The organism is Shimia sp. R9_2, from assembly GCF_017743735.1.
Classification (GTDB): Bacteria; Pseudomonadota; Alphaproteobacteria; order Rhodobacterales; family Rhodobacteraceae; genus Shimia.
The window spans coordinates 434584-450265 of the sequence record NZ_JAGHRO010000003.1 but is presented as its reverse complement, the minus strand read 5'-3'; the positions used below and the strand labels follow the sequence as shown (position 1 = coordinate 450265).

Sequence of the window (15682 nt, the reverse complement as noted above, 5' to 3'; positions counted from 1 at the left end):
TGAATCGCTTGTTCGCTGCCTCTCCCTTTCGGTCGAACGCAAAAAGCGATCCACTTGCCTCACATAAATCGCAAACTGCTTTAGCATCCGAGTTCTTTTTCTCCGGCTTTGATGATTTGCATCAGCTCCGCATCCCGCCCTGAGAGTTCGGGGGATTTTGTGAAGCAGCCTTCGTTGCCGAATGTGTCGATGCCGCGTTCTGAGGCGAAGCAATAGCCGTTTTCATGAAAGATGCGGTTGCGGTGAAACCAGAGATCGTCGCAGGAGAGCCGTTGCGTGTGTGGGGCTTCTGGGGGTTCGGTTGTTTGGGTTGGCGCAGGGAGGCGTGGCAGATCCGCAAGAGGCTGGGTCATGGGAAACAGCATCAAGGTTGGATAGGTATGCGGCTCCGTCCCGCTGTTTTCGCTTTCATACTGCCAATAGGTGTACGGCGTGGCGACATGGTCGGGCTGAGGCAGGCTGTGGGGGCCGCGTGGGTATTGCGTGGCGATGCGGACTTCAATGTCAGGGCTAATGCGCGCGTCCCAGGCATCCCGAATGTAGCCAAAGCTGGTTTTTTCCCCAACCTCTGCGGAGGTGGGCAGGCGCACCAGGCAGTCTTCGGCAAAGTAAGGCCCGCCGACCGGGTAGCCACGCTGAACCCCGTAGATGGCACCGTCTTTTTGCTCGATTTGCACATCGGTCGCAAACGGCGGGGCGTCAGGTTGATAGGTGCTGTGAACAATCTCGACAAAATTGGGCCAGAACTCCTCAAAAGAGGCGAGCCTGTGCGGCTTCCAGGTGGGGGCAAAAGACCAGGTGAAAGCGCCGTCATCCATCAGGAAGGCGTTGTGGCATATTGAGGTGATCAGATCTGTATTCAGCGTGACGTCATAGGAGATCCCGATGACGGGGATCTGTGAGAACAGCGCATCGGCCACGGTGGTGAGATAGTACATCTCCTGTGGCGGTGTTTCGATGCTGCGCGCGTAAAGATAAGGTGTCAGATAGGGGGTGCCTTCGTCATCAGCCTCTTGTGCAAAGGCAAAGAGCAGAGCGGAATCGCGGATGGCGTCGTCATAGACGGCTTCGACTTCGCCGGCGTCATAGAGCTCACCATAGTTTGGCAAAACAATGCGCGGGGCATGCACGCCCAGTCGGGCGGTGGGCGCAATGGCGCGCATCGCAATCGTTTCGTAGCTCTCACCTTCAAAGGTATGTGCCCCGGCGAGAAAGAGCGTGGAGCAGGCAGAGGCGCAGCGATCATCCTCCGCCACATAGGTTTGCAGATCGGCAAAGGAGTCGCGCAGGAAATCCACGATGGAAAGGGCTTCATAAAGTCTGCCGCCTCGGCTGTTGAGGCAGAGCCGCGCGCCTTCGGGGAGGCCGTTGTACTCATAAATGGCTTGGAATTTCTGAAGATCACCAGGCGTGACGTCACCGTCATAAAGCAGGGTGCAGTCGGCGTATTTTCCGGTGAGCTGTTCTGCTGTGACGGCGCCTCCATATCGGGTGTCGAGCGCGTCTTGGCTTTCGGTTGTGTTGTAAATCAGGGTGGCGGCCTGTGCCGGAGAGGTGGTCACAAGGCCGAGGCAGGCGCTCAAAAGAGCTGCGCCGGAAAGGTATTTTATCATAGGTATTTAGGTGTTTTCTAAAGTCAGTGATAGTCTATGCGAACTTCGGCACAGAAATGTTGGTGAGGCAAGGAAAAGCTTGCCGGTCGGGTTTGGTGATGTGTGGTTTGGAGGTGGTGCGGTGACACGGGATCATGTGGCGATCAATAAGGCGGTCTGGGAGGCGGATGCGGCCAATTGGGAAGAGATTGGCGCGCGGCTTTGGTCGATGGAAGCGGCGGTTTGGGGAAATTGGAACACGCCCGAGGAAACGCTGGATATCTTGCCCGAAGACATGCGCGGCATGGCGGCAATCGAGTTGGGCTGCGGCACCGGCTATGTCTCCGGCTGGATGGTCCGGCGGGGCGCGGAGGTGACGGCGGTTGATGTCTCGCCTCAACAATTGGCGACAGCGCGGCGGCTGGCACAGATCCATGGGGCCGCAATCCACTTTCTGGAAGGCAATGCGGAGGCGACGGGTTTGCCGGATGCGTCGTTTGATTTTGCGATCTCGGAATATGGCGCGGCGATCTGGTGCCCGCCGGAGGTTTGGCTTCGGGAGGCGTGGCGGCTGTTAAAGCCGGATGGGACGCTGGTGTTTCTGGGCAATCATCCGCTGTCTCTGATCTGTTCGCCCCTGAATGGCGCGCCCTGTGATCGGCAGTTACATCGGCCCTACAAAGATATGTGGGGCGCGGATTGGACGGAGGTTGCGTTTGAGCCAAGCGGGGTGTGTTTCAACCTGACAATGGCTGATTGGATGGCACTTTTTGCTGAGATCGGTTTCGCGGTGGTGCGCTATCAGGAGGTATATGCGCCGGAATGGGCGAAAGGCACACGGGCGGCGATCCCGGCGGAATGGGCCAAAACCTATCCGATGGAGCAGGTCTGGCATCTCAAGAAACCTGCGTAACACTCTGTCTTTGCGATAAAAAAAGCCCCAGCGCCATGAGCGCCGGGGCTTGTGTTTTACTTGAGTGAGGCGGTTTATTCTTCCGCCACACCCTCGTCGTCTTGTTCTGCGATCCAGGCCACGGAGACCACTTCTTCGCCTTTGCCGGTGTTGAACACCCGGACGCCGCCGGCAGAGCGGGAGCGGAAGGAGATGCCATCCACAGGGACGCGGATGGATTGGCCTTTGGAGGTGGCGAGCATGATCTGATCGCCCAGTTCCACCGGGAAGGAGGCAACAAGTTCGCCGCCGCGCATGGCTTTGTCCATGGCTGCCACACCCTGGCCGCCACGGCCGCGCACGGGGTAGTCATGAGACGAGCTGAGTTTGCCCGCGCCGCCTGCGGTGATCGTGAGGATCAGGTTTTCGGCGGCGGACATTTCGGCGTAGCGCTCTTGAGAGAGTTCGCCCGCTGGCGCCTCGTCTTCATCCCCGCCATCATCGGTGAGACCAGCCACGGCGCGGCGCATCTTGAGGTAGGCGGCGCGCTCTTCGCTTTCGGCGCGGAAGTGGCGGATGACGGACATGGAGACCACCTCGTCATTGCCGTTCAGGCGAATGCCACGCACACCGGTGGAGGAGCGGCTGTTGAACACGCGCACCTCGGTGGTGGGGAAGCGGATCGCGCGGCCGGAGTTGGTCACCAGCATCACATCGTCCTCTTCGGTACAGATGCGTGCGTTGATCAGCTTGGTGTCGGCGTGATCATCCTCAAACTTCATGGCGATCTTGCCGTTGGATTTCACATTGGTGAAATCGGACAGGCGGTTGCGGCGCACGGTGCCCGCAGAAGTCGCAAACATGATTTGCAGATCGTCCCATTCATCCTCTGGGCGGTCCACCGGCATGATCGCAGCAATGGAGACCCCGGACGGGATCGGCAGGATGTTCACAATCGCCTTGCCTTTGGCGGTGCGGCCCCCCAGCGGCAGACGCCAGGTCTTGAGCTTGTAGGCCATGCCATCGGTGGTGAAGAACAGAAGCTGGGTGTGGGTGTTGGCCACAAAGAGGGTGGTGACCACATCCTCTTCTTTGGTCTGCATGCCCGAGATGCCCTTGCCGCCGCGTTTCTGGGCGCGGAAGTCGGCCAGCGGGGTGCGCTTGATGTAGCCGCCGGAGGTGACGGTCACAACCATGTCTTCGCGCTCGATCAGGTCTTCGTCGTCCATGTCGCCGGACCAGTCGACGATTTCGGTGCGGCGCTCTACAGCGAAGTTCTCACGGACTTCGCGCAGCTCGTCGCCGATGATCCCCATGATGCGCTCGCGCGAGCCGAGAATTTCAAGGTATTCCTTGATCTTAGCCGCCAGTTCTTCGAGTTCGTCCGTGACCTCTTTCACCCCGATCTGGGTGAGGCGCTGCAGGCGCAGCTCGAGAATGGCACGGGCCTGTGTTTCAGACAGGTTGTAGGTGCCATCGTCGTTCATGGTGTGGGTCGGATCGTCGATCAGACGGATGTAGCCGGCGATTTCTGCTGCTGGCCAGCGCCGGGTCATCAGCTTTTCACGGGCTTCGGCTGCGTCAGCGGAGCTGCGGATGGTGGCAACCACTTCGTCCACATTGGTGACGGCCACGGCCAGACCACAGAGGATGTGGCTGCGTTCGCGGGCCTTGCGCAAGAGGTACGCGGTGCGGCGGGCAACCACGTCTTCGCGGAAATCGATGAAGGAGGTCAGGAAGCGGCGTAGGGTGAGCTGCTCCGGGCGACCGCCATTGAGCGCCAGCATGTTGCAGCCAAAGTGAGTCTGCATCGGGGTGAAGCGGAAGAGCTGGTTGAGCACCACCTCGGCGGTGGCGTCGCGCTTGAGCTCGACCACCACGCGCACGCCGTCGCGGTCAGATTCATCCTGCACGTGGGCGATGCCTTCGATGCGCTTTTCGCGCGCGGCCTCGGCGATTTTTTCGATCATGGAGGCTTTGTTCACCTGATAGGGGATCTCGTCGATGACGATGGCGTAGCGGTCCTTGCGGATTTCCTCCACGCGGGTTTTGGAGCGGATCACAACGCTGCCGCGGCCCTCAAGATAGGCTTTGCGCGCGCCGGAGCGGCCCAGAAGGATGCCGCCGGTGGGGAAGTCCGGGCCGGGGACATATTGAATGAGCTGCTCAGAGGTCAGATCGGGGTCTTCGATCAGCGCCAAGGTTGCGTCGATCACTTCGCCCAGATTGTGCGGTGGAATGTTGGTGGCCATACCCACCGCGATACCGCCCGCGCCGTTGACAAGCATGTTCGGGAAGCGCGCAGGCAGCACGGTTGGCTCCTGGTCTTTGCCATCATAGTTGTCTTGGAAATCAACGGTTTCTTTGTCGATGTCGGCCAGCAGCGCAGCTGCCGGTTTGTCCATGCGGACCTCGGTGTAACGCATGGCCGCCGGGTTGTCGCCGTCCATGGAGCCGAAGTTACCCTGACCGTCCAGAAGCGGCAGCGACATGGAGAAGTCCTGTGCCATCCGCACCAAAGCGTCATAGATCGCGCCATCGCCGTGCGGGTGGTATTTACCCATCACGTCACCCACAGGGCGGGCCGATTTGCGGTAGGCTTTGTCGTGGGTGTTGCCGGTTTCATGCATCGCATAAAGAATGCGGCGGTGCACCGGTTTGAGGCCATCTCGCAGGTCTGGAATGGCGCGGCTGACGATCACGCTCATGGCGTAGTCGAGGTAGCTGGCGCGCATTTCCTCCTCGATGGTCACAGTAGGACCGTCGTGGATCATCCGTTCATGCGTGTTTTCTTCTTCGTTTTCAGGGGTTTCCGGCGTGTCGCTCAAGTCCCGATCTCGCTTCTTTTTGGCGGTCCATATCTTGTTGGCTCGCTTATATCAGAGGCGACATGTAGGGTGCAATGGGGCTGTGGTGATCCGGCGGCTATTCCGCCGAAAAAACCCTAGCCCTTTGAGTTTTTGAGGGAAATTCCGCATGGTTTTTGCCAGAGGCTGCCGTTGCGCCAACAGGGGTTTGCGCAGCGCGGCGTTCTTGGTAGGAGCCGTGGTAAAACCAGTTTTGAGGGTATTTTATGAAGCAGAGTATTTTTAGAGTTGTCGCGCTGTGCGGTGGGGCTGCCTTTACCTCAGTCTGTGCCCCTATGGCGTCTGCGGAGTCGCTGGCAGACAAGATCAAGCGCGGGGCGGAGAACGCCGGTGAAGCGATTGGTGACGGGCTGAGTGCGACAGGCCATTGGGGCTGAGGCCGTGGGCGATGTGGTCCACAAGGGCGCTGAGGCGGTGGAGAACACTGTGACCTCCACCGATGAGTTGCTTTCAAATGAAGAGACAGCCGAACAGACGCGGGCGCGGCTCGATGCAATGGCGGATGAGATTCTGGCGCGGCTCTTGAAGGAAAACCCGGAGGCGGCACGGCTTTATGAGCAGGGCGTAGGCTATGCGGCGTTTGATGCGCGTAAAGTAACTATTTTCCCGCTGACCACCGGCTATGGGCGCGGGGTGGCGATGGCCAAAGACGGCTCTGGCCGGGTCTATATGAATATGGGCACCGGCGGGCTTGGTGGGGCGATTGGCATTGGCGGCTTTACCAATCAGTTTGTGATCCTGTTTGAGAGTTCTGAGGATCTGAACAATTTTGTCACCCATGGCTATGATGCGGGCGCAAGCGGCGGGGCGCAGTCAGGAACGGATGGGGACACCGAGCAGACCAGCTTTCGCGATGGGCGGTCGGTGTTTTTGCTCGACAAAAACCGCTGGCGCGTGAACGCCAGTCTGGAAGGCAGCAAATACTGGCGCTCTCCTGAGCTGAATGAGGCTCAGTAGCGCAATACGCTCAGGCGGAGCAGCTCGCGCCGCCGAGCACGCAGAATTTGGCGCAGTGGGGGTGGTTGAGAAGCACGGGCTTCTCGGCCTCCTTGAGCGTCTGGCCAAGCTCAAACTCTTCCACATAGGGCAGCAGGGTGCAGGCGATCACCGCCGGGGCTTTGGAGCCTTTGCGGCGCACGACCATACGTGAGCTGGCGCACATGATGTCGTTGGGAGATTTGTTGAGGATGCCCCAGCAGGCGGTGGTGATTTCTGGCACTTCGACGGTTTCATCCATTTCCGGGAAAAGCATGGTTTGCGCCGGGTGCTGCGGGTCGATCTCAAACCCGTGTTTGGCATAAAGCCGCGCGTATCCGGCGCGGGAGTCCGAATCGGACTCGCCCCAGAGGGTGCGGCCGGCAACGGTCATCTGAAAACCTTCGTCGCGCAGCCATTCCATGCCGAGGATCATGCGGTCAAAGGAGCCGGCACCGCGTTCCTGATCGTGACGCTCCGGGTTCCAGTGGTCGATGGAAATGCGGAAGGTGAGTTTGTCGCGGTAGGTGTCGCGCAGCTCCAGGAGGCCTTCGCGGACACGTTTGCGCATCAGGGGCTGCATGGCGTTGGTGAGGATCAGCACATCATAGCCGCGTTCCAGCGAGCGGCGGGTGATTTCGATCATTTCCGGGTTCATGAAAGGCTCGCCACCGGTGAAGCCGATCTCGCGCACATTCCATTCGCGGGCTTCCAGCTGATCGAGGTAGTCGCTCACCTCATCAGCGGTGATGTAGAGTAGGTCGTCATTGGTGGGCGATGAGAAGATATAGCAGTTCTCACACTCAATGTTGCAGAGCGTGCCGGTGTTGAACCACAGCGTTTCAGGGTTGTTGAGCGCAACATGCGCCCGATCTTCGCCCTTGGCGGTGATGAATGGATCCTGGAATTTGCCGAGATTTGCCTGATCTTTCATGAAACTGCCATCTGTTATGTGCCCAATGCCTCCTACCCAATGTTATAGGGCTTGACCATCCATGCCGCAGCGCTTCTGACAGAGTTGTGATGCGCGCTTGCGGTGTTAGAGTGGCGATGTTAGACCACTCGAAAGCATCGTTAGCGCTAACGATGTTGGGGCAATGGGACGGCGCCGCAGCAACGTCCGAGCAGAAAGCAAGGGAAGAGGCCGCATGGTTTCTCGTATTATTCCAGTAGAGCCTTTTGATTTGGTGGTGTTTGGGGGAACGGGTGATCTTGCGCGGCGCAAGATCCTGCCTGCGCTGTTTCGGCGGTTTTGTTCCGGGCAGATGCCGGATGGCAGCAAAGTGGTGGGCGCGGCGCGCAGTGCGCTGAGCTCTGAGGCGTATCGCGCCACTGTGAGCACAGCGCTCAAGGAGTTTGCCGGAGAGCTGGCGCTGGATGACGCGCAGGTCGCGGCGTTTTGTGAGCATGTGGATTATGTGGCGGTGGATGCGCGGGGCGAGGGCGGCTGGTCTGAGCTGGCGGCGCTGTTGACGCCGGGCTCTGTGCGAGCGTTTTACTTCTCGGTTGGGCCGGGGGTGTTTTCCGATCTTGCCAAAGGCCTGAAAAGACACGGGCTGGTGGAAGATGACACGCGGATCGTGGTGGAAAAGCCCTTCGGTCATGATCTGGAGAGCGCGGAGGCGTTGAACAGCGAGCTGGCACAGTATTTTGACGAGGGGCAGATCTACCGGATCGACCATTACCTTGGCAAAGAGACCGTGCAAAACCTGATGGCGGTGCGCTTTGGCAATATGCTGTTTGAGCCGCTGTGGAACGCGCAATACATTGATCATATCCAGATCACCGTGGCGGAAACGGTCGGCGTGGCCGGGCGCGGGGATTACTACGAAAAATCCGGTGCCATGCGCGATATGGTGCAGAACCACCTGATGCAGCTGTTGTGTCTGATCGCGATGGAGCCACCGGCGCAGTTTGAGCCGGATGCGGTGCGTGACGAAAAGCTCAAGGTGATCCGCGCGCTGGACAATGTGCAGCCTCATCATATTGTGCGCGGCCAGTACACGGCGGCGGATGGCGCGGCGGCCTATCGTGAAGATGTCGACAATGCGCGCTCCAAAACCGAGAGTTTTGTGGCGCTGAAATGTCAGGTCAACAACTGGCGGTGGGCGGGCACGCCGTTTTACTTGCGCACCGGAAAGCGGCTGAGCGCGCGGGACAGCGAGATCACGGTGGTGTTCAAGGACACGCCGCATTCGATCTTTGGCCCCGAGGCCGGACGGCATCGAAACGAGTTGAATATTCAGCTGCAACCCAATGAAGGTATTACCTTAAATGTGACCATCAAGGAGCCGGGCCCGGGGGGTATGCGACTGGTGGATGTGCCGCTGGACATGAGCTTTGCGGAGGCCTTGGGGCCATCAGCTGAGGGCACGCCGGACGCCTATGAGCGGCTGATTATGGATGTGATCCGGGGCAATCAGACGCTTTTCATGCGCGATGACGAGGTGGAGGCGGCCTGGGCCTGGACCGATCCGATCATTCGCGGGTGGGAAGCGCGCGGCGATGTGCCCAAACCCTATGATGCGTTCTCTGACGGGCCGGATGATGCGGAATTGATGATGCGGCGGGATGCGCGCGCATGGAGAGGTTTAGACAAATGAATTTCAAGAGTTACCCCGATGCCGACATGCTGGCGATGGATGTGGCGCAAGCGCTGGCCGGAGACCTGAGCGAGGCGCTGCACCAGAAGGAACGGGTTGTGTTGGCGGTGCCGGGTGGCACCACGCCGGGGCCGATTTTTGATGCGCTGAGCGCGGTGGATCTGGATTGGGAGCGTGTGGATGTGATCCTGACTGACGAGCGCTGGGTGCCAGAAGATCACGAGCGCTCCAATTCCGCGCTGGTGAAGGCGCGGCTTCTGACCAACCGCGCCATGGCGGCACGCTACCTGCCGCTTTATGCGCCTGCGGAGGTGCCGGAAGACGTCTTGCCGGAGCTTGAGGCTGGCATTGCGCCGTCGCTGCCGGTGGATGTGGCGGTGATGGGCATGGGCGCGGATATGCACACCGCCTCGCTTTTCCCGGGCTCGGAAGGGCTTGAGGCGGCGCTGGCTGCTGATGCGCCGATCCTGATCCCTGTGCGGCGCGATGATCTGCCTGACATTCGGATCACGCTGTCGGCACGGGTGCTGAATGGGGCCTTGCGCAAGCACATCCTGATCAAAGGGGCGGACAAACGTGAGGCGCTGAATGCGGCGCAGAGCCTGCCGGAGGTGGATGCCCCGATCCGCGCGGTCTGTGCGGGTGCTGATGTGCATTGGACGGAGTGAGTGAGATGTGGACCAAACTGGATGCCTTGAAGACCTGCGCGCAAGATGCTCAGATTGCAGATCTTTTTGCGGGTGATCCTGAGCGCGCGGCGGGGTTTTCGCTGACGGCGGATGGGGTGCTGTTTGATTTCAGCAAGACCACAATCAACGCCGAGGCCAAGGCTGCTCTGATCGAGATCGCAGAGGCTGCGGGGGTGGCTGAGAAGCGGGCGGCCATGTTTGGCGGGGAAAAGATCAATGCCACCGAGGGGCGCGCGGTGCTGCATACGGCGCTTCGCAACCTGAGTGGTGCGCCGGTGGTTGTGGATGGCGAAGACGTGCTGCCGGAGATCAAAGAGACGCGCGCGCGGATGGCGAAACTGGCCTCTGCGGTGCGCGATGGGAGCTTTCTGGGGCAGGGCAAACGCATCACCGATGTGGTGAACATCGGCATTGGCGGCTCTGATCTGGGGCCGTTGATGGCGGTGCTGGCGCTGGCGCCGTATCACGACGGGCCGAAATGTCACTTCATCTCAAATGTCGATGGCGCGGACGCCACTGACACGCTGGACGGGTTGGACCCTGAAACCACGCTGGTGATTGTGGCCTCCAAGACCTTCACCACGCAGGAAACGCTGATGAATGCCCGCACCGTGCTGAACTGGGCAGGTGGTGAGGCAGCGCTGGAGCGGTTTGTGGCGATTTCCTCGGCGGTTGAGCGCTGTGCCGAGTTCGGCATTCCGGCGGAGCGGGTCTTTGGCTTTGAGGATTGGGTTGGCGGGCGCTATTCGGTCTGGGGGCCAATTGGCTTTTCGCTGATGCTGGCGATTGGGCCTACAGCCTTTGAGGGCTTCCTTGAAGGCGGTCAGGCGATGGATCGCCATTTCTGTGACGCGCCGCTGGCGGAAAACCTGCCTGTGCTGCTGGCGTTGGTGGGCATCTGGCACCAGCAGGTCTGTGGCTATGACACCCGCGCTGTGCTGCCTTATGAGCAGCGGCTGGCGCGCTTGCCGGCCTATCTGCAGCAGCTTGAGATGGAGAGCAACGGCAAGGGTGTGGCAGTGGATGGCCAATCGCTTGACCGTGTGGCGGGGCCGATTGTCTGGGGCGAGCCGGGCACCAATGGGCAGCATGCGTTTTATCAGCTGATCCATCAGGGCAAGCAGGTGGTGCCTTGTGAATTTATTGTCGGTGCGGAGGGGCATGAGCCCGCGCTAAGCAGCCATCACCGTGCGCTTGTGGCCAATTGTCTGGCGCAGTCTGAGGCGCTTTTGAAGGGGCGCAGCGAGGCAGAGGCGCGCGCACAGCTGGAGGCGAAGGGCGTTTCGGGCGGCACGCTGGATCAGCTGGCCAAACACCGGGTGTTCAGCGGCAACCGCCCCTCAACGACGCTTGTCTATCCGCGGCTGACGCCCTTTGTGCTGGGCCAGATCGTGGCGCTTTATGAGCACCGCGTGTTTGTCGAAGGGGTGATCTATGGGATCAACTCCTACGACCAATGGGGCGTGGAGCTGGGCAAAGAGCTGGCGGGGGGATTGCTGGATGCTGTTGCCAGTGGTGAAGCTCCGGAAGCGGCCTCCGCATCCACGAAGGCGCTTCTGGCCTATATCCGCAGCTTTCACAGCTGATATGGATCTGGCCGCGCAGGTTTGCAGCCCGTAAGCAGCGGCCAGATGTTCCTCAAACGGTGAGCTTCAGCGCCTCGATCAGGGGCGCGTCGTCACGTGCCATGGTTTCAAGGATGTCCTTGTGCATCCGGCGTTTGTGCTCGCCAAAGATCGCGCGCCCTTTGGAGAAAGTCGCGGCAAATTCCAGCGCCGCTGTCAGGGTCGCCTCTGCATCAGGCGCAGCGGTCAGCACGTGGTCGGCCTCAAGTTCGGGGGCGGTGACACGGCGGCCGGTCAGCTTCATCTCGTTGAAGCGGTATTCGGGGATGGCTTTGCGCACATAGGCGATCATGGAGGGCAAGAAGGGGATGTTGATATCCACTTCCGGGAAGCAGAAATAGCCGCGATCCGCGCGCATGAAGCGGAAATCGCAGGCGCAGGCCAGCATGGCGCCATTGCCAAAGGCATGCCCTGTGATCGCGGCGATCACTGGCATCGGAAAGGTCAGAACGCGGGCAAAAACCTCGTTCATGCCGTTCATGAAGGCGCGCATGTCATCAACTTTGCCTGCCTGTTTGGCGGCCATCAGCCAGTTGAGATCGACGCCCTGGGACCAGTTTTTCTCATCACTGGAGGTGATCACAACAGCGCGGATGGATTTGTCGTCCTCAGCTTGCTGCAAGGCATCCAGCATGGCTGTGGCGAAGGCCGGGTTCTGACGGTTTTCGCCATTGTTCAGCGTGAGGATCGCGGTTTTGCCGCGGGTTTCATAGGTCACGGTAGACATGGAAGGCTCATAGGTTTGGATGTTTGCAGGAAACTTTACCTGCACGTCAGGTGGGCAGCAAACATGACCTTACGCAACATGACCGAGACGCGGCGTAGCATTCCGGCAGGCGACATCAAATTGGTGGAGTTGGAGCGGGTAGCGGGAATCGAACCCGCACCTTAAGCTTGGGAAGCTCGCATGATACCATTTCACCATACCCGCGCTCTGGTTGGCAGAGCTACTTCTAACCCGTCCGAAGGTCAAGTGGCGGGCGGGGCATTCTTTTTGCCGCGTGGCTGGTGGCGCAAGACGGCATTCTGAGATCACGGCAAGTTGGGCGGATCATAGTTTGTGGCCGGGTCAGATTTGCGTTCCGCCACAGTGGGATGGATGTCTGAGCCCGGTGCGATGTAGCGGGGCTGGGCGAGGGGCAGGTAGTAGCCAAACCAGCCCTTCTGATCGGGGTGACGGCTGCGGCTGACCAGACGGGGGAAGACCTCCAGAATGGGCCAGAATTTGTGCAGCTTCATCTGGCTGTGGATCGGGGCTTTGGCATCGGGTGAGGAGATCTCCAGCCCCATCCGTTTGGTGACCTCATCCTCTTTGCCCTGCACATAGCGGTTGTAGAAAATATCGCGGAACAGCAGGGTGCTGTCGCTGTCGAGGCCATCAAGCTCTTCGCGCATCCATTGCATTGTTACCTTTGCGAGGCCGGCCTCTTTTTCGGTAACAGATCCAGCCACGTCAGTGTGGGTGCCGACAAACCAGACCTGTTTGACGTCCTGATCTGGTGGATCGGATTTCTTTTTGAAACGGTTGCCGTAGTATTTCTGCCCGGGTTTCCAGAATTGATGGCGGAAAAAGCGGCGGGTTTCGTCGATGGCGAGCACGTGGCGCACGGCCTTGACGCTTGGGTTTTCATCCACGCTGGAGTGGCTGCCAAATTCGATCAGGCTGCCCCATCTCAGGCGCAGTCGGATCATGGAGCTGACCGTGTCCCAAAGCCCCAGAAAGCGGATCGAGGGGTGGCGCATGTGGAAGAACTGTTCGGAGATGCGCAGGGTGGCATAGTCTTTGGAGTCGCTGTCCGTGCGCAGTTTGCGCCAGGCTTTGAACACCGGGCCAACCAGATGCAGCTCATGGGGCGCGACCAGACCGAAGTCATTGATGAAGCCCGCGAGCACACGCGCGGTGTAGGCGCCACGGGAATAGCCAAAGAAATAGAGCTGGTCGCCATCGCGGTAGTTTTCACAGAGGAAGGAATAGGCGTGCATGACGTTCTGGTGCAACCCAAGGCCGGTGGCCAGCCCCAGAAGCAGTTTGATTTTTGAGAAATGGCCGCGTGCGAAAGGTCTGGTGGACAGGGTGCCGACGCCCGGCTCGTAATAAACAAGCTGCTGCTCGTCATGTTTGAGGCACTTGTAGAGGCGGAGAATATTGCTTTCGTTTTTCTCGACTTCGTTGCCTGTGCCGTCCAGACAGATGATCAGTTTACGCGCCATGAAACCCACTCCCTCACCAGTCTAAAGACTAGGCCTGAATGGGGTTGGGGACAATTCGGGAATGAGATACCTAGCGTCCTCTGCGCGATCCCCACGGCCATATGGCTGGCCGCAAGGATGAAGGTGTATAGGCGCGTGTCAGCCGCGCCGGCGTCTGCGGCGTCCGCCGCCAGCGGCTCCGCCATCGCCGCCACCTGTGTTGAAACTCACCTCTGGCAGATCGACTACGGTGCGCAGGATCGGGAAGGGATCAGAGGAGTTCGGCATGGCGGAGGCATTGACGAAATGCTCCTGAAAGCGCGGCTCCACGGCGGTTTCGATCTTCTCGATCTGGCGCACAAGGGTTTCGATCTGCCCGCGCGCTTCGCGGTTGAGCAGGGCAATGCGCGCGCCGGTGCCAGCGGCGTTGCCTGCTGAGGTGACTTTCTCCAGCGTGCAGTCTGGGATCATGCCCAGCACCACGGCGTGTTTCGCGGAGATATGCGCACCAAAGGCCCCGGCGAGCACAACGCGGTCGACCTGATCGACGCCGCGTTTGTCCATCAGCAGGCGGGCGCCGGAATAAAGCGCGGCTTTGGCCATCTGGATGGCGCGGATGTCGCCGTTGGTGACGGTGACGGATTTCTGATCCGCGTCGCCTTCCCACAGGGTGTAGGAGTTGGTGCGCCCGTCCGCAAAACAGCGGGCGGTGCCGGTTTGCTCGGCAGAGCCGATGAGGCCGGAGGCATCCACCAGACCTGCAAGGCGCATTTCGGCGATCACTTCGATGATGCCGGAGCCGCAGATGCCGGTGATGCCGGTGCCCGCGACAGCGGCGGCAAAGCCTTCGTCATCAGACCAGAGCTCACAGCCGATCACGCGGAAGCGTGGCTCTTTGGTGACGGGATCAATTTCCACTCGTTCAATGGCCCCGGGCGCGGCGCGCTGGCCTGCGCTGATCTGTGCGCCTTCGAACGCAGGGCCGGTGGGGGAGGAACAAGCCAGAACGCCGTCTTTGTCACCCAGCAGGATTTCGGCGTTGGTGCCCACATCGACCACCAGAACGAGGTCTTCGGATTTGTCGGGCGCCTCGGAGAGCGCAACGCCTGCGGCATCAGCGCCCACGTGACCTGCGATACAGGGCAGCAGATAGGCGCGGGTGCCCGGCGCGATGGTGAGGCCAAGATCGGAGGCCAAAAGTTCGAGCGCGTCAGAGGTGGCAAGCGCAAAAGGCGCCTGACCCAGTTCAAACGGGTCGATGCCTAGGAACAGGTGGTGCATCACCGGGTTCATCACAAAGACCGCATCGAGGATCTGGCTGGTCTCGATGTTGGCCTCCTGGGCGATGTCCACAACCAGCTGGTTGAGACCTTCGCGCACGGCCTCGGTCATTTCCAGATCGCCGCCTTTGTTCATCATGGCGTAGCTGACGCGGCTCATGAGGTCTTCGCCAAAGCGGATTTGCGGGTTCATTAGGCCGGAGGAGGCCACCACTTCGCCGGAGGAGAGATCACAGAGGTGGCCTGCGATGGTGGTGGAGCCAAGGTCAACGGCGAGGCCGTAGATCGGCCCTTCGAAATAGCCGGGCCAAAGCGCAATCACGCGCGGGGTGCTGTCGTTGTGGCCCTGATGCAGCGCGGCGGTCACGGCCCAGTTGCCTTTGCGCAGGAGCGGCTGCAGCGGGCGCAGAAGATGGGTGTCTACCGCGATTTCTGCATGGCCTGTCGCCGCCTTCAGCGCGGTCAGCAGTCGTTCCAGATCGCCGGAGGGCTTGTGCATGTCAGGCTCTTCCACCTCAACATAGCTGAGCGAGACGGTGGCATTGAGCGTGATGTCACGCACCTCGGCGCGTTTGCGCACCACCTGTTTGTGGACCTGGCTCTCGGCTGGAACATCAATCACCACGTCGCCTTGAACGGTGGCCTGGCAGCCCAGGCGGCGGCCTTTGGTGAGGCCACGCTTGTCGTCATAGCGCTGCTCAACCGCGTTCCATTCAGAAAGGGCATCATCCGCGACGGTCACGCCGTGCTTGGGAAATTCGCCATAAGACGGGGTGATCTGACATTTGGAGCAGACGCCACGCCCGCCGCAAACACTGTCCAGATCGACGCCAAGCTGGCGCGCGGCGGTGAGAATGGGAGTGCCGACCGGGAAGTTGCCGCGCTTGCCGGAGGGAGTGAAAATCACAAGTGGATCGCTGCTCATTGGAGTGCCTTGGGTCTGTTCGCGTGTCTGAGAGCATATCTGGC

Annotated in this window: 12 protein-coding genes and 1 tRNA gene; 6 read left to right on the top strand and 7 right to left on the bottom strand. The window is 60.2% G+C overall.

Annotated features, from left to right (window positions below):
• Nucleotides 1-80 precede the first annotated feature (80 nt).
• Nucleotides 81-1613 carry a YARHG domain-containing protein gene (locus tag J7400_RS10765; protein WP_209062958.1) on the bottom strand — a complete coding sequence of 511 codons (1533 nt, stop codon included), beginning with the start codon at nucleotides 1611-1613 and terminating at the stop codon, nucleotides 81-83.
• Nucleotides 1614-1734: 121 nt separating this feature from the next.
• Here J7400_RS10765 and J7400_RS10760 point away from each other — a divergent pair, with 121 nt between their 5' ends.
• Nucleotides 1735-2505: a class I SAM-dependent methyltransferase gene (locus J7400_RS10760; RefSeq protein WP_209062957.1), complete on the top strand. Its 771-nt coding sequence runs from the start codon at nucleotides 1735-1737 to the stop codon at nucleotides 2503-2505.
• Nucleotides 2506-2579: 74 nt separating this feature from the next.
• Here the strand turns inward: J7400_RS10760 and gyrA are convergent, their stop codons facing one another.
• Nucleotides 2580-5312: a DNA gyrase subunit A gene (gyrA, locus tag J7400_RS10755; RefSeq protein ID WP_209062956.1), complete on the bottom strand. Its 2733-nt coding sequence runs from the start codon at nucleotides 5310-5312 to the stop codon at nucleotides 2580-2582.
• A 245-nt stretch (nucleotides 5313-5557) separates the two neighbouring features.
• Here gyrA and J7400_RS10750 point away from each other — a divergent pair, with 245 nt between their 5' ends.
• Both J7400_RS10750 and J7400_RS10745 read left to right on the top strand, forming a co-directional pair.
• Complete coding sequence (locus J7400_RS10750; protein ID WP_209062954.1) at nucleotides 5558-5728, top strand: hypothetical protein; 171 nt, start codon at nucleotides 5558-5560, stop codon at nucleotides 5726-5728.
• The gene (locus J7400_RS10745; protein WP_209062952.1) at nucleotides 5706-6308 is read left to right on the top strand and encodes a hypothetical protein; all 603 of its coding nucleotides are present in this window, start codon (nucleotides 5706-5708) and stop codon (nucleotides 6306-6308) included. The genes J7400_RS10750 and J7400_RS10745 overlap by 23 nt, the downstream gene beginning before the upstream one ends.
• A gap of 10 nt (nucleotides 6309-6318) precedes the next feature.
• Here J7400_RS10745 and J7400_RS10740 read toward each other — a convergent pair whose 3' ends face one another.
• Complete coding sequence (locus tag J7400_RS10740; protein ID WP_209062950.1) at nucleotides 6319-7260, bottom strand: radical SAM protein; 942 nt, start codon at nucleotides 7258-7260, stop codon at nucleotides 6319-6321.
• A gap of 214 nt (nucleotides 7261-7474) precedes the next feature.
• Between J7400_RS10740 and zwf the strand changes: the two genes are divergently transcribed.
• The 3 genes from zwf to pgi are packed head-to-tail and all read left to right on the top strand — an operon-like array spanning nucleotide 7475 to nucleotide 11204.
• Nucleotides 7475-8929, top strand: coding sequence for a glucose-6-phosphate dehydrogenase (gene zwf, locus J7400_RS10735; protein ID WP_209062948.1), 1455 nt, complete (start codon nucleotides 7475-7477; stop codon nucleotides 8927-8929).
• Nucleotides 8926-9597 (top strand): 6-phosphogluconolactonase, encoded by a 672-nt coding sequence (gene pgl / locus J7400_RS10730; protein ID WP_209062946.1) that lies wholly within the window; start codon nucleotides 8926-8928, stop codon nucleotides 9595-9597. The genes zwf and pgl overlap by 4 nt, the downstream gene beginning before the upstream one ends.
• 5 nt (nucleotides 9598-9602) lie before the next feature.
• Entirely contained in the window at nucleotides 9603-11204 is a 1602-nt protein-coding gene (gene pgi, locus J7400_RS10725) for a glucose-6-phosphate isomerase (RefSeq protein ID WP_209062944.1), read from the top strand.
• 52 nt (nucleotides 11205-11256) lie between these two features.
• Here pgi and J7400_RS10720 read toward each other — a convergent pair whose 3' ends face one another.
• From J7400_RS10720 to J7400_RS10705, 4 genes are all read right to left on the bottom strand, one after another.
• Nucleotides 11257-11970 (bottom strand): enoyl-CoA hydratase/isomerase family protein, encoded by a 714-nt coding sequence (locus J7400_RS10720; protein WP_209062942.1) that lies wholly within the window; start codon nucleotides 11968-11970, stop codon nucleotides 11257-11259.
• A gap of 130 nt (nucleotides 11971-12100) precedes the next feature.
• Nucleotides 12101-12174 (bottom strand) — tRNA-Gly (locus J7400_RS10715).
• 101 nt (nucleotides 12175-12275) lie between these two features.
• Nucleotides 12276-13454 (bottom strand): DUF2235 domain-containing protein, encoded by a 1179-nt coding sequence (locus J7400_RS10710; protein WP_209062940.1) that lies wholly within the window; start codon nucleotides 13452-13454, stop codon nucleotides 12276-12278.
• A 138-nt stretch (nucleotides 13455-13592) separates the two neighbouring features.
• Nucleotides 13593-15638, bottom strand: coding sequence for an ASKHA domain-containing protein (locus J7400_RS10705; protein ID WP_209062938.1), 2046 nt, complete (start codon nucleotides 15636-15638; stop codon nucleotides 13593-13595).
• Between the last annotated feature and the right edge of the window lie 44 nt (nucleotides 15639-15682).